The organism is Actinomycetota bacterium, assembly GCA_036280995.1.
GTDB lineage: Bacteria > Actinomycetota > CALGFH01 > CALGFH01 > CALGFH01 > CALGFH01.
Genome location: DASUPQ010000639.1, coordinates 1 through 13,351, shown reverse-complemented (window position 1 = coordinate 13,351; position 13,351 = coordinate 1). Strand labels below are relative to the sequence as shown.

16 protein-coding genes are annotated in these 13,351 nt (G+C 73.7%); 5 read left to right on the top strand and 11 right to left on the bottom strand.

Features of this window, described 5'->3' with window-relative positions; translation table 11 throughout:
- From VF468_21875 to VF468_21850, 6 genes are all read right to left on the bottom strand, one after another.
- The coding region (locus VF468_21875) for a GTP cyclohydrolase I (protein ID HEX5880939.1) at positions 1-285 on the bottom strand (285 nt) is incomplete at its 3' end.
- 5 nt (positions 286-290) lie between these two features.
- Entirely contained in the window at positions 291-2,213 is a 1,923-nt protein-coding gene (gene ftsH / locus VF468_21870; GenBank protein ID HEX5880938.1) for an ATP-dependent zinc metalloprotease FtsH, read from the bottom strand.
- A 114-nt stretch (positions 2,214-2,327) separates the two neighbouring features.
- Positions 2,328-2,873 (bottom strand): hypoxanthine phosphoribosyltransferase, encoded by a 546-nt coding sequence (gene hpt / locus VF468_21865; protein ID HEX5880937.1) that lies wholly within the window; start codon positions 2,871-2,873, stop codon positions 2,328-2,330.
- A gap of 54 nt (positions 2,874-2,927) precedes the next feature.
- Positions 2,928-3,818, bottom strand: a complete 891-nt coding sequence (gene tilS, locus VF468_21860) for a tRNA lysidine(34) synthetase TilS (protein ID HEX5880936.1) — start codon at positions 3,816-3,818, stop codon at positions 2,928-2,930.
- Positions 3,819-3,834: 16 nt separating this feature from the next.
- Entirely contained in the window at positions 3,835-4,962 is a 1,128-nt protein-coding gene (locus VF468_21855; GenBank protein HEX5880935.1) for a zinc-dependent metalloprotease, read from the bottom strand.
- Positions 4,963-5,036: 74 nt separating this feature from the next.
- Positions 5,037-5,663 (bottom strand): plastocyanin/azurin family copper-binding protein, encoded by a 627-nt coding sequence (locus VF468_21850; protein HEX5880934.1) that lies wholly within the window; start codon positions 5,661-5,663, stop codon positions 5,037-5,039.
- A gap of 194 nt (positions 5,664-5,857) precedes the next feature.
- Between VF468_21850 and VF468_21845 the strand changes: the two genes are divergently transcribed.
- Positions 5,858-6,148, top strand: a complete 291-nt coding sequence (locus VF468_21845) for a hypothetical protein (GenBank protein HEX5880933.1) — start codon at positions 5,858-5,860, stop codon at positions 6,146-6,148.
- A 5-nt stretch (positions 6,149-6,153) separates the two neighbouring features.
- Here the strand turns inward: VF468_21845 and VF468_21840 are convergent, their stop codons facing one another.
- Positions 6,154-6,474: a PadR family transcriptional regulator gene (locus VF468_21840; protein HEX5880932.1), complete on the bottom strand. Its 321-nt coding sequence runs from the start codon at positions 6,472-6,474 to the stop codon at positions 6,154-6,156.
- Between the two features lie 181 nt (positions 6,475-6,655).
- On the opposite strand from VF468_21840, the gene VF468_21835 reads away from it, so the two are divergent.
- Both VF468_21835 and VF468_21830 read left to right on the top strand, forming a co-directional pair.
- Positions 6,656-6,856 carry a hypothetical protein gene (locus VF468_21835; protein HEX5880931.1) on the top strand — a complete coding sequence of 67 codons (201 nt, stop codon included), beginning with the start codon at positions 6,656-6,658 and terminating at the stop codon, positions 6,854-6,856.
- A gap of 25 nt (positions 6,857-6,881) precedes the next feature.
- Positions 6,882-7,625: a cupredoxin domain-containing protein gene (locus VF468_21830; protein ID HEX5880930.1), complete on the top strand. Its 744-nt coding sequence runs from the start codon at positions 6,882-6,884 to the stop codon at positions 7,623-7,625.
- Between the two features lie 18 nt (positions 7,626-7,643).
- Here VF468_21830 and VF468_21825 read toward each other — a convergent pair whose 3' ends face one another.
- On the bottom strand, positions 7,644-9,098 hold the full coding sequence (locus tag VF468_21825; protein ID HEX5880929.1) for a polysaccharide deacetylase family protein: 1,455 nt from the start codon (positions 9,096-9,098) through the stop codon (positions 7,644-7,646).
- A 245-nt stretch (positions 9,099-9,343) separates the two neighbouring features.
- On the opposite strand from VF468_21825, the gene VF468_21820 reads away from it, so the two are divergent.
- Complete coding sequence (locus VF468_21820) at positions 9,344-10,012, top strand: hemolysin III family protein (GenBank protein HEX5880928.1); 669 nt, start codon at positions 9,344-9,346, stop codon at positions 10,010-10,012.
- Positions 10,013-10,148: 136 nt separating this feature from the next.
- Positions 10,149-10,808 (top strand): DedA family protein, encoded by a 660-nt coding sequence (locus VF468_21815; protein ID HEX5880927.1) that lies wholly within the window; start codon positions 10,149-10,151, stop codon positions 10,806-10,808.
- Here VF468_21815 and VF468_21810 read toward each other — a convergent pair.
- From VF468_21810 to VF468_21800, 3 genes are all read right to left on the bottom strand, one after another.
- The gene (locus tag VF468_21810; GenBank protein HEX5880926.1) at positions 10,768-12,483 is read right to left on the bottom strand and encodes an aminotransferase class V-fold PLP-dependent enzyme; all 1,716 of its coding nucleotides are present in this window, start codon (positions 12,481-12,483) and stop codon (positions 10,768-10,770) included. The two genes, VF468_21815 and VF468_21810, sit on opposite strands and share 41 nt — an antisense overlap.
- 17 nt (positions 12,484-12,500) lie before the next feature.
- Positions 12,501-12,731, bottom strand: coding sequence for a hypothetical protein (locus VF468_21805; protein HEX5880925.1), 231 nt, complete (start codon positions 12,729-12,731; stop codon positions 12,501-12,503).
- A 94-nt stretch (positions 12,732-12,825) separates the two neighbouring features.
- Positions 12,826-13,351, bottom strand: a 526-nt coding sequence (locus VF468_21800) for a phosphotransferase (GenBank protein HEX5880924.1), incomplete at its 5' end; no start/stop codon positions are given.

Genomic DNA, 13,351 nt, shown 5'->3' with positions numbered 1-13,351 from the left:
GTAGGCGACGTGGGCCTTGCCGACGAACGGGATCAGATGGTGCTCGCAGATCGAGGCCATGGGGATGTCGCGGACCATGATCATCTCGTCGTGATCGGCCTCGAACACCGCCTGCAGGACCTGGGTGGGGTCCTCGCGCAGGCCCGAGGTGATCTCGGCGTACATGCGGGCGACCCGGGCCGGGGTCTCGCGCAGGCCGTCGCGGTCGAGGTCCTCGCCGATCCCCTCCAGGAGCAGGCGGACGCCGCGTTCGACCTTGTCCTGGTCGAAGCCGCCGCCGGGCAGCGCGCTCAGTCGGACGGCGAGCCGTCCTGGGCGCGGGCGATGCCGGCCTCGTCGCGCGACCGGCCGCCGTTGGAGCGGACGTGGCCGGGCGGCGGGGCCATGATGCCGCGGGCCGGGCGCTTGACCACCGGGGCGAGGATCTGGGCCAGCTCCTCCTTGCCGATGGTCTCCTTCTCCATCAGCGCCTCGACCATGGAGTCGGCCACGTCGCGGTAGGTGGTCAGGATCTGCTCGGCCTCGGCGTGGGCCTCGTCGATCAGCCGCCGCATCTCCTTGTCGATCTCGAAGGCGACCTGCTCGGAGTAGTCCTGCTGGTGGCCGAAGTCGCGGCCCAGGAACACGTTCTCCTGCTTGGTGCCGAGCACCAGCGAGCCCAGGCGGTCGCTCATGCCGTACTCGCAGACCATCTTGCGGGCGACCTGGGTGGCCTTCTCGATGTCGTTGGAGGCGCCGGTGGTGGGGTCGAGGAACCACAGCTCCTCGGCCACCCGGCCGCCGAGCAGCATGGCCAGCTCGTCGATCATCTCGCTCCGGGTGACCAGGAACTTGTCCTCGACGGGGAGGCTGAGGGTCCAGCCGAGGGCGCGGCCGCGGGAGATCACCGACACCTTGTGGATCGGGTCGGCGTTGGGCAGGGCGTGCCCGACGATCGCGTGGCCCGACTCGTGGTAGGCGATCATGCGCTTCTCCTTGTCGGAGATCACGCGGGTCTTGCGCTCCGGGCCGGCGATGACCCGGTCGATGGCCTCCTCGAGCTCGTCGTCGGCGATCTCCTTGCGCCCGTGGCGGGCCGAGAGCAGGGCGGCCTCGTTGACCACGTTGGCCAGGTCGGCGCCGGTGAACCCGGGGGTGCGGCGGGCCAGGACCTCCAGATCGATGCCGGGGGCGATGGGCTTGCCGCGGGCGTGGACCTTGAGGATGTCCAGGCGTCCCTTGAGGTCGGGCCGGTCGACGGTGATCTGGCGGTCGAAGCGGCCGGGCCGCAGCAGGGCCGGGTCGAGGATGTCGGGCCGGTTGGTGGCCGCGATCAGGATCACGCCCGACTTCACGTCGAAGCCGTCCATCTCGACCAGCAGCTGGTTCAGGGTCTGCTCACGCTCGTCGTGGCCGCCGCCGAGGCCGGCCCCGCGCTGGCGGCCGACGGCGTCGATCTCGTCCACGAACACGATCGCGGGGGCGTTCGCCTTGGCCTGCTCGAACAGGTCGCGGACGCGGGAGGCGCCGACGCCGACGAACATCTCCACGAAGTCGGACCCGGAGATGGAGAAGAACGGCACCCCGGCCTCGCCGGCCACGGCCCGGGCGAGCAGGGTCTTGCCGGTCCCGGGGGGGCCGAACAGCAGCACGCCCTTGGGGATCTTGGCCCCCATGGCCTGGAACTTGGCCGGGTTCTCGAGGAACTCCTTGATCTCCTGGAGCTCCTCGACCGCCTCGTCGACCCCGGCCACGTCCTGGAAGGTGATCTTGGGCTGGTCCTTGGTGACCAGGCGGGCCTTGGACTTGCCGAAGCTCATCACCCGGTTGCCGCCGCCCTGCATCTGCTGCATGAGGAAGAAGAACAGCAGCAGGAGCACGGCGAAGGGGAGCAGCTGGATGAGGATCTGGACGAGCACGGACTGGCCGCGGGGGTCGACCCGGGCCGGGATGCCCCGCTCCTGGAGCAGGTTGAAGAGCTCCTTGCCCTGCTGCTCGGTGTAGGCGGCCTCGAACTTGCGCCCGTCGTTGTAGGTGCCCGTGATCTTCTGGTCCTGGTCCTTGAGGACCGCGTCCTTGACCCGCTTGTCACCGATGGCCGAGACCACGTCCGACAGCCGGGCCTGCTCGACCTCGGGGCTGGCGGCGAAGAACCGGAAGAAGAGGAAGACCAGGACGAGGATCAACAGCAGGTACGCCATCGGTCCCCGGAACAGACGATTCAGATTGGGCATCGTGTCATCCTGTCGCTCCTCCCCGGACCATAGTGGCACGACCTTGCCGTTTGTGAAGCCGAAGGGGGGCGGTAAGAGAAATGAGTGGTCAGAAGCGTCATCGTAGCAGGCGCCTCAGCGGCCGCGGTACACCTCTGGCTTCAGGGTGCCCACGAACGGCAGGTTGCGGTAGCGCTCGGCGTAGTCCAGCCCGTACCCGACCACGAACACGCTCGGGATGTCGAAGCCGGCGTACTTCACCTCGATGTCGGCCTTGAGCTGCTCGGGCTTGTACAGCAGGGCGCACACCTCGAGGGTGGCCGGGCGCCGGCTGCGCAGGTTCTTGAGCAGGTAGTTGAGGGTCAGGCCGGAGTCGATGATGTCCTCGATGATGAGCACGTCGCGGCCCTGGATCTCGCGGTCGAGGTCCTTGAGGATGCGCACCACGCCCGAGGTCTGGGTGGCCGAGCCGTAGGACGACACGGCCATGAAGTCGAACTCGTGGGGCACGGTGAGGTGCCTGGCCAGGTCGGCCATGAGGATGAAGGCGCCCTTGAGCACGCCGACCAGCAGCACGTCGCGCCCGGCGTAGTCCTTCGAGATCTGCGCGGCCAGGTCGCGGACCTTGGTCTGGACCTGTTCCTCGGTGAGCAGCACCGACTCGATGTCGTCCTCGTACACCAGCGCCTGGCTCCTCTGGGATCCGCTCGGGAGGGGGTAAGCCTAACGGCTCCGTCAATCCGCCGGGCGCCCCAGGATCCGGTCGGTGGCGGCGGCGTCGGGGATGGGCTCGCCGGCCTGCCTGGCCGCCGCCCGCACCACCCTCCGGGCCAGGGCGACCGGCAGCGCGGCCAGGGCTTCCGGGTCGAGCCGCGTGGCGGCCAGGGCGGCGGCGACCAGGGGGTCGAGCCAGTCGCGTTCGTCGGCGGCCAGGGCGGCGGTGCGGGCCAGGGCCTGGGTGGCGCCCGGGCGGAGGTCCTCCAGGAGGGGGAGGAGGCGGTGGCGGACCCGGTTGCGCAGGGGGCCGTCGCCGGCGTTGGTGGGGTCTTCGCGCCACTGGAGGCCGATGGCGGCGCAGCAGGCGCGGGTCTGGGAGCGGCGGACCCCGAGGAGGGGGCGGAGCAGGCGGCCGCCGCGCACGGCCATGGCGGCAAGGCCGTCCGGGCCGGCGCCCCGCAGGAGCTGGAGCAGGACCGTCTCGGCCTGGTCGTCGAGGGTGTGGCCGGTGGCCAGCCAGCCGCAGCCGAGCTCGCTGGCCGCCGGCAAGAGCGCCTCGTACCTGGCCGCCCTGGCCGCCCCCTCGGGACCGGCCCGGCGGTGGGGTTCCAGGTCGGCGGGACCCAGGGGGAGGACCCGGGCCGGGAGGCCGAGGGTCTTGGCGTGGTCGGCCACGAAGGCGGCGTCGGCCGCCGAGCCGGGCCGCAGGCCGTGGTCGACGGTGAGGACGGCCAGCCGCCAGCCGCGCGGGCCGGCCAGCACCCGGAGGGCATGGAGCAGGGCCAGGGAGTCGGCGCCTCCGGACACCGCCACCGCGACCCCGTCGCCGCGCTCCGGCGCCCCGGCCGCGGTCAGGGCCCTGGCGGCCAGGTCGGCGACCTGGCGGAGCTCGGCCGGCGCCCTGGCCATGGCCGCGGGCCGGCCGCTACCCGGCCCGGGCGAGGTAGCGGTCCGGGTCGCGCACCTCGTCCATGGTCGGCAGGGCCGCCGGCTCGGCGAAGACCTGGTTGACCGCGGCCATGCCGCCCCGCTCGAACAGCCGGCGCACGAACCGCTCCCCCATCGCGTACTGGTCGAGCTTCTGGCGGAAGCCGAGGAGCTGCTGGATCAGGCGCTCGGCGGCCCCGGGGGCGTTGCGGCGGGCCCGCAGGGTGTCGTGCATGTGCTTGTGGCCGGGGACGAGCCGGTCCCCGAGCTGGTCCATGACGAACTCGCCGTGGCCCTCGAGCACGGTCATGGTCGACTGCACCCGGTCGACGATGGTCTTCTGCTCGGGGGTGACGAGCAGGTCGAGCAGCTCGATCTTCTCGCCGGCGATGACCCGCCGGGCCAGGCCCTGGAGCCGCTGGGAGAGGCGCTTGAGGGCCTCGTCGTCCACCTCCACCGACCCGAGGTACTCGTCCAGCAGGCCCTGGATGTGCCCGGGCAGCCAGGGCACGCCCCGGAACTGGCGGCGGTGGGCGGTCTCGTGCAGGGCGATCCAGAGGCGGAAGTCGGCCGGGCGGAAGCGGTGGCGGCGCTCGGTGGCGACGATGTTGGGCACCACGTACCAGACCGTCCCCTCGCCGTGGGCCTTCACCGGCAGCGGGGCGTCGCCGTTGGGGGAGGCGGCCTGGTCGGGGCCGGGCATGGGCAGGTCGTACTGGCCGAGGACGCGCTGGCCGACGTAGCCGAGCAGGGTGCCGGCCTGGGCCCCGGCGATCGCCCTGGTGCTGGTGCGCATGGCCGCCGGCACCGGGCCGGTGGCCTTCCAGGCCTTGCGGTCGGCCACCTTCTCGGCCAGCGGCCGCAGGATCCGGCGGAGGGTGGCCAGGTTGGCCTCGACCCACTCGCCGCGGTCGAGCGGCTCGGCGATCGGCGGCGGCAGCTCCCCGCCGAGGCCGGTGAACTCGGCCACGGCCCGGTCGGCGGTGGTCGACAGGTCGGTGAACTGGCGCGACCAGGCGGCGCGGACGGGCAGCTCCGACCCACCGGCCACCCGGCGGCCGACCCGGGCCGCCAGCTGCCAGTCGACGAGCTCGGGGACGTCGGTGGGAAGGGCGGTCGAGACCACGGTAGCTCCAGGAACGAGGCGGCGTGCCTTCCCAGGCTACGCCAGCAGGCGCGGTTCGGCGGAGGCCGGGGGCGTCAGGACTTGGGGCGGCTGAAGCCGGGCCAGAAGCGCACGTACAGCGCGATCAGGACCAGGGCGAGGAGCGCCCCGAGGGCGAAGAGCCCCCAGCCGGCCCAGTAGATGGCCGGGCGGCCCGAGGACGGCGGGGCGGCCGCGCTCGGGGTCTCGACCACGGCCCCGCCGGCCTCCCCCTGGGTGGTGGTGGTGGCGGCCGCGGCCGTGGTGCCGACCGTGATCGTGCCCTTCATGCCCTGGGACACGTGGACCTGGCAGAAGTAGGGGAAGGTCCCGGCCTTGGGGAACTTCACCTGGCAGGAGTCGCCGACCTTGGTCATGTTGGCGATGGTGCAGTCGGAGGCGTTGAACTTGCCGTCGCTCTTCTCGATGTCGGACCCGTCTCCGGAGAACACCGGGTGGGTGGTGCCGCCGGTGATCTCGAAGGTGACCGTGCCGCCCGGCCGGACGGTGGCGTCGGCCGGCACCCACTTGTTCTCGGCGGTCCCCTCGATGGTGACCTGGTTCGGGACGGACTGCGCCTCCGCCGGGTCCCCGGGGGTCAGGACCAGCCCGGCCCCGAGCAGGGCGACGGCGATGGCCAGCGGGAGGAGGCGGGGCAGGCTGCGGGCGACGGCGAGGTGCATGGGCTGCGTTGCGCTCCTGTCAGGGGTCCGGGGCCTCGAGCCTAGGCCCCCGGCCGGTCGAATCGTTCGGCTAGGCGGCCGGATTGTAGCAAGCGCGACCCAGGTCAGGGGCCCGTGCCCGCCGCGCCCGCAACCCCCTCTGCCGCTGCTCCTCGCCGCTGTCGCTCGCCGGGGCGCTGGTGCACAATCCTCGCGTGAACAGAGCCGGAGGGGAGCGGGGGGCCACCGCCGTCGCCTACGCGGTGATGGTCGCGATCATCGCGTTGCTCCTGGTCGCCGGGGTGTTCGTGCTCGGCGGCAGCATCGAGCAGGCCTTCATCGGCGGAGCCGACTGTATCGTCAGCCCCGGGAGCTGCGACGACGGTTCGGGGGGCGGCGGCGGCGGCGGTGGTGGTGGCGGCGGCGGGGGCGGCGGCGGCGGGGGCGGCGGCCCCACGACGACCAACCCGCCCGGACCGACCACGACCACGACCGGCGGCCCCTGACCCGGCTACTCCCGGGCCAGGCGGCGCAGGCCGGTGGTGGCCACCTGCTGGAGGCTCTCCAGCTGGGCGGCCAGCACCTTGGTCCCCTTCTCGGACAGCCGGTAGGGGCGCCGGCGGTCGTCGGCCGGCAGGGCCTCGATCAGCCCCTGGTGCTGGAGCCGGGCCAGGGCGCCGTACAGCGTCCCCGGGCCCAGGGTGACCCCCGCGAACCGCTGGATGTCCTTGGTCATGGCGTAGCCGTGCTTGGGGCCGTCGGCCAGGCTCGACATGACGAGCAACGACGGGTCAGAGAACCGCCCGTGGTCACCGAGGTCGCCAGGCGCCATCTACCCTCCCCCATAGGGCCGGCGATCCCAGTGTCCGGGCCCCACCGACCACGGTCAAGCGCCCGCGGAAGAACCGGCGAATCCTGCTACCTTTCCCGGCAGGGCCGGGGTTTGACGGAGGGCCCCGGCGGTCAATCTGGCGGCGGCAACCGCCGTCGACGTCTCCAGGCGAGGTAGGACCATGAAGATCAGGAAACGGCTGGCTCAGCTCGGGCTCATCATGGTGGCGCTGCCCGTGGTCGGCTGGGGCCTCGAGCAGCTGGCCAAGCGGGCCGAGGAGCGCCGGCCCGGGTCGGGCAAGTGGCTGCGCACGGGGTCGGACTTCGCCCACGGGTTCGGCCGCGGCCCGCTCTCCTCCCGGCTCCGCACCCCCCGCCGGTAGCCCACCGGGGTGATACGGTGCGGGCATGAGGACCGCACCACGCATCGGCTCGGAACTGGTGGGGTGGCGCCGGCTGGCGGTCGTCGCGGCGCTGGCGAACGCGGTGGTCCTGTTCGGCTACGGCCTCACCCGGGGTGACCGCGAGGCCCTCGTCCTCGCCGTGGTCATGGTGGTCGGCCTCGGCCTGCTGCGGGTCGGCACCGGGCTGCTCGGCCTGCTCGTGCTGGCGGCGCTGTTCGTGAACATCGAGATCTGGATGTTCCCGGCGGCCAACGGCAACGCGGCCTACCGGGCCGGGCTGCTCGACCTGCTGGTCCCCGCGTCGCTGGTCGCCTTCTCGCTGGCCGGCTTCATCGGGGCGGTGGCCGCCCTGGTCCACCTGCGCGACCCGGCGGCCGGACGGGGCGCGGCCGGTCCCACCGGCGTGATCGCCGTGCTCTTCATCTTCATCAGTCTCGGGCTGGTGTGGGCCATGACCGACGCCGAGCCCCAGGTCGTCCCCGAGGGGGCGGTCGAGGTCCAGACGACCAACGTGGCCTTCGTCCCCGACACGCTCCGGGCGGGTGGCGGCCAGGTGACGGTGGCGGTCCGCAACCGCGACCTGTTCTGGCACACCTTCACCATCGACGCCCTCGGCGTCGACATCAGGGCGCCGGTCGGGGGGGTGCGCTCGGCCAGCTTCGAGGCCGAGCCGGGGACCTACGACTTCTACTGCCGCATTCCCGGGCACGCCGCCCTGGGGATGCGCGGCAAGCTCACCGTCGGCTGACCCGGGGCGGCGGCCGGGTCAGATCGAGTCGTAGATGGTCACGAACCCGTAGCCGCGCCGCTTGAGCTCGGCGATGATCCCGGGCAGGGCGTCGGCGTCCAGGGTCGAGCCGTCGGTGGGGTGGGAGCCGACGTGCATGAGGACGATCTGCCCCGGCCGGAGGCTGGCCAGCACCCGGTTCGTCACCGACTGGACGCTCTGGCCGCCGGAGGTGCCCTGCCAGCCGAGCGAGTCGACGGTCCAGCGGATCGACCCGTAGCGGAGCCCGTTGACGATCGCCAGGGTCCGGGCGTCGCGGTCGCCGAAGGGGAAGCGGAACATCGGCCGGGCGTTGAACTTGGTCGCCCCCTGGATCTTGCGCTCGGCCCGGTTGATCTGGTCGCGCACGGCCGCATCCGACAGGGCGGGCAGGTGCGGGTGGGTGTCGCTGTGGTTGCCGACCGGGTAGCGGACCGCGATCCGGCGGGTGTCGGCCGGGAAGTTGTCGACCCACCTGCCGGTGAGGAAGAAGGTCGCCGGGACGCAGTTGGCCTCGAGGGTGGAGAGGATCGAGGGCACGGCGTTGGCGTTGGCGCCGGCGTCGAAGGTCAGGGCGACCACGTTCTGGGTGGTGGCCACCGTGTTGAGCTCGGTCCCCCGCAGGGCGGCGGGCAGGCCCTTGCCGCCGCGACCCCGGGTGATCGCCCCCGGCCCGGCGAAGCCGAGGTCGCAGCCGAGGCCGTAGCTGAAGGTGAGGTCGGCCGGGCCGGCCTGGTTGCTGTTGCTCAGGGTCCAGGCGCTGCGCCGCTTGACGCCGACGGTGGTGGTGCCGTTGCCGTCCCAGTCGCCGACGACCCGCTGGTCGGAGGGGAGGCCGAAGTCGAAGGGGGGGACGGTGGTGGTGTTGGCCGGGTCGTTGGTGGCCCGCAGGAACCAGGTGGCGCCGCGGACCACGCCCGGGGTCGAGGTGCCGTCGCCGTTCCAGTCCCCGGCCACGGCCAGGTCGGAGGCGAACCCGTAGGCGAAGCTGACGTCGGCCACGCCCGGGCTGGCGTTGGTGTTCTTCAGGAACCAGGTGCTGCCCCGGACCACCCCGGGGGTGTCGGTGCCGTTGCCGTCCCAGTCGCCGACCACCGGGTAGTCCCCCGGGAACCCGTAGGAGAAGCTGACGTCGGCCGGCCCGGCGCTGAGGCTGTTGCGCAGCAGCCAGGACGAGCCCCGGACCACGCCGGGGGTGGCCTCCCCGTCGCCGTCCCAGTCACCGAGCAGGGGGAAGTCGCCGGCCTGGCCGTAGGTGAAGGTGTGGTCGGCCACCCCGCCGGTGAGGGTGTCGCGCACGAACCAGGTGTTGCCCCTGACGATCACCGGCTTGGTCGCCGCCCCCGCCTGCGCCACGGCCGCCGCCCCGGCGGTGACCCCGGCCGCGGCGCCGGCGCCGGCCCCGGCCACCACCTGGCCGGCCAACAGGATCGCGACCAGGACGAGCTTGCGCATGACGAACCCCCCGATGCCGTCGTCAGAGCAGGCACACTATTGCCGCGATCGTCCCGTGTCCAGACACCGGTGATCTGTGGACAAGAGAGCACCGTCCGGTATCAGCGAGGCAGGTTCCGGGTATCTTCTACTCTGGCGCCCCGGCTCTGAACGCTCCCCCGGGCAGGGCCGGGGCGTCATATCTCGCGCGGATCTCCTGCGATGGGAGGTGGTTGGCGGGCCGCCGGCCGTCGTTCCATAGGAGCATGAGCGACCACCCCGTCCCCCACCCGCGGCCGGTGACGCCGCGCCTGCGCGGGCGGCTGCACCAGGCGGCGTTCCTGGCCTCGCTCCCGGCCGGGTTGGCGCTGCTGCTGGCGGCCGGCTCCGGCCGGGCCCGGCTGGCCGCGCTCATCTACGTGGTCAGCCTGGTCGCCATGTTCGGCACCAGCGCCGCCCTGCACCGGCGGCGCTGGTCGGCGAAGGCGTGGCTGCGGATGGACCGCCTGGACCGGGCGATGATCTACGTGCTGATCGCCGGCAGCTACACCCCGGTGATCCTGCTCGCCCTCCGGCCCGGCTGGCGGGTCGCCTTCCTGGCCCTGGTCTGGACCGTGGCCGCCGCCGGCATCGTGCTGGTGCTGCTGCGGACGGCCAACCCGGTCGTCGGCCTGACCCGCATGATCCTGTACCTGGGGCTGGGCTGGGTCTCGGTCCTGCTCCTGCCCCAGCTGGTCGGCACCCTCGGGCTCGGCAAGGTCGCCCTGGCCATGGTCGGCGGGCTCTTCTACACCGTCGGCGTGGTCGTGCTGATCCGCCAGCGGCCCAACCCGGTCCCGAACGTGTTCGGCTACCACGAGGTGTGGCACGCCTTCACGGTCGCGGCCGGTGCCTGCCACTTCGCCTTCATCTGGCTGCTGGCCACCGCCGGCTGAGGCGGCCGGCGCCCCGGGATGTCCCTGAGCCCGGGGCGCCCCATCCCAGGGACAGGTCCAGGGACGACCCCGATGCCATGGCCTCCGCCTTGGGCGACGCTGCCACCGGACGGCAACCGATGGGCGGGGAGGGACCATGGCGGAGATCGCCGAAGGCGTGCTGTCGCTCTCCGGCTGGGCGGCCCTGGCGTTTCTGTTCGTCCTGCCGGCCCTGGAGGCGCCGGCCTTCCTCGGCCTGGTGCTCCCCGGCGAGGTGGCCCTGCTGCTCGGCGGCGTGCTGGCCCAGCAGGGCCGCGTCCCGCTGGCCGCCGCCCTCGCCGTCGGTGTCGGCGGTGCCCTGGCCGGCGACTCGGCCGGCTACTGGATCGGCCGGCGCTGGGGCCCGCGGCTGCTCGCCTCCAGGCTCGGCCGCCGGGTGGGGCCGGCCCGCCTCCACCGGGTCGAGTCGCTGCTGCTGCGGGGCGGAGGCCGGGCCCTGCTGGTGGGGCGCTGCACCGCCGGGGCCCGGGTCGTGCTCCCCGGCCTGGCCGGCATGCTCGGGCTGCGCTACCGGACCTTCGCCCTCTGGACCGGGGTGGCCGCCGTCGTCTGGGCCGTTGCCCACGTCCTCGCCGGCTACGCCGCCGGCGCCGGCTGGCGTCACGTCCACCACCTCAGCGGCCGGGCCGGGATCGTCCTGGCCGTCCTGCTCGCGGCCGCCCTGGCCGCCGCCTGGCTGCGGCGCCGCCCCGGCCGGCGAACTCGCCGGTCGGAATCTATTGACCGTCGGCCGAGGGCCGACTCCACACCGTCGTAGGCAGGTGGAAGTCGCGCAGACGCTCCAGCTCGGGCGGGAGCCAGCTCGGCCCTGCCTCCGGGGGGAGCGGCCCGGCCGCCCCGAGCAGGACCCTCGCCCGCTCCAGGTGGCCGGCGAGGTCGTCGCCGCCGCTGACCGGGCCGGGCCCGGACCAGCCGTCGAGCAGGTCGGCAAGCGACAGGACCGGGTCGGGCGGCGCGTCCCGGTGGCGCCAGTGGCCGCTGCGCGGGTCGAAGCGGTAGTCGCCGAGGAGCCGGTGGCCGGAGGTGGCCAGGAGGTCGACGGCCTCGACCAGGAAGCCGGCGACCTCGTCGTCGATGAAGTAGTTGAAGCTGAGCCGGACCCAGCCGGGCTTGATCCCCATCCAGCCCTGGCCGGCCTGGTCGTTCAGGGCCCGCGACCGGTCCGGGTCGATGCCGAGGAGCCGGTGCCCGTAGGGGCCGGCGCACGAGCAGCCGCCCCGGGCCTGGATGCCGAACAGGTCGTTCAGCATCGCCACCACCAGCTCGTGGTGCAGGTGGCGGGTGCCGTGGCGGATGCGGAAGGACACGATCGGCAGCCGCGGGACCTCCAGGTTGCCGAGCAGCTCAAGGTTGGGGTTGCGGTGCCAGCGGGCCAGCGCCCGGTGGAGGAGCCGCTGCTCCCGCGCCTGGATGAGGTCGGTCCCGACGGCCTGCTTGAGGGCCACGACCAGCCCGGCCCGGACCGACTCGACGATCCCGGGGGTGCCGCCCTCCTCCCGGGCCACCGGGTCGTCCAGGTAGCGCTGGCCGACCGGGTCGACGAAGGCGACGGTGCCGCCCCCGGGCACGGTGGGGACCTGGTTGCGGGCCAGGTCGCGGCGGACGACCAGGACCCCGGGGGTCTGGGGGCCGCCGACGAACTTGTGGGGGGAGAAGAAGACGGCGTCCTTGTGGTCCCCGGCGCCGGGGGCGCTCTCCCCCATCCGGATCGGCAGGTAGGGGGCGGCGGCCGAGTAGTCCCAGACCGACAGCGCGCCGTGGCGGTGCAGCAGGGCGGCGATCCCGTCGACATCCGAGATGATGCCGGTGACGTTGGAGGCGGCCGAGAAGGCGCCGACCAGCAGCGGCCGCCCGGCGTGGCGGGCCAGCTCCGCCTCCAGCCCGGCCAGGTCGACCTGGCCGTTCCGGTCCTCGCCGATGGCCACCACCTCGGCGGCCGACTCGCGCCAGGGAAGCAGGTTGGAGTGGTGCTCGAACGGCCCCACGAACACCACCGGCCGCGTCCCGGCCGGGCCGGCGGGACCGGCCGGGCGGCCGAGCTGCAGCAGCCCGGTCAGCTTGGCCACCGCCGCCGTCGCTCCCGACCCGGCGAAGATGACCAGGTCCTGGTCGGTGCCGCCGACGGCCTGGTGGATCACCTGGCGGGCCTGCTCGCGCAGCCGGGTGGTGCGCCGGCCGGTGCCCGAGCTCTCGGTGTGGGTGTTGGCGTACCAGGGCAGGACGCGGTCGCGGATGGCGTCCTCGACGAAGTCGAGCGCCCGGCCCGAGGCGGTCCAGTCGGCGTAGACGATCCGCCGCGGCCCGTACGGCCCCTCCAGCACCTGGTTGTCGCCGACGACGCCGCGGCGGATCCGTTCCACCAGGGCCGCCGCCGGGTCGGCGGGCCCGGCGGGGGCGGCCCCGGGATCCTCGGTCAGGTCGGTGACGGTCATCGCGGCCGCCTTCCGGGTCAGCCGCCGGCTCCCAGCGGCCGTGGCAGCCGGATCATCGGCCAGGCGACGAGCGCGTCCACCCGCTGGGTGAACCCGTGGCCGTCCAGGCACCAGGTCTTGACGTGCTCGACGGGGCCGCCGGTCGAGGCCAGCACGAAGCGGTCGACCACCCCGGCGGGCACGCCGCACCCGATCTCGGGACAGGCGATCAGCTCCGGCAGCTCGGTCCCTTTGCTTTCCAGTTCCATCTCCCCCGCCTTTCCAACGGTGCATCCGCCGCCAGTCTCCTGCGGCGGCGGCGGCCCGGCTGTGCCGGCCGGCACAGCGCGGACGTGCCGTCGGTCACGCTCCGCCGGCGTCGAGCCCGGCCAGCACCCGCCGCAGCCACCAGGCGCTCGACTGGGCCAGGTGGGGGTCGACCGGCGGCCGCAGCCCGGCGGCCATCGACCGGTAGCTGACCGCCTGGTGGAGGGCGCCGAGGGGGGCGGCCAGCTCCCAGGCCCGGGCCAGCCGGGCGGGCGGCTCGAACGACGCCCACTCGGGGAGGTAGGCGGCCCGCAGCCGCTCCCGCAGCCCGGCCTCGTCCTCGTCGTCGTCCTCGGCGAAGCCGCTCCCCCGCCGCATGGTGGGCAGGTCGAGGAACGGGTGGGCGACGCAGGCGTCGGTCCAGTCGAAGAACAGGTAGCCCCGCGGCCCCCTGGCCACGTTGGCCAGGTGCAGGTCGCCGTGGACGAGCGTTGGCGGGACGGCGTGGCCGGCCAGCTCGGCGCAGGGCGCCCCCAGCCGGGGCACGGCGGCCGCCAGGGCGGGCACGAGGTCGCCGAACAGCCGGGCCAGCGTGGCCATGACCACGCCCTCGTTCACGAAC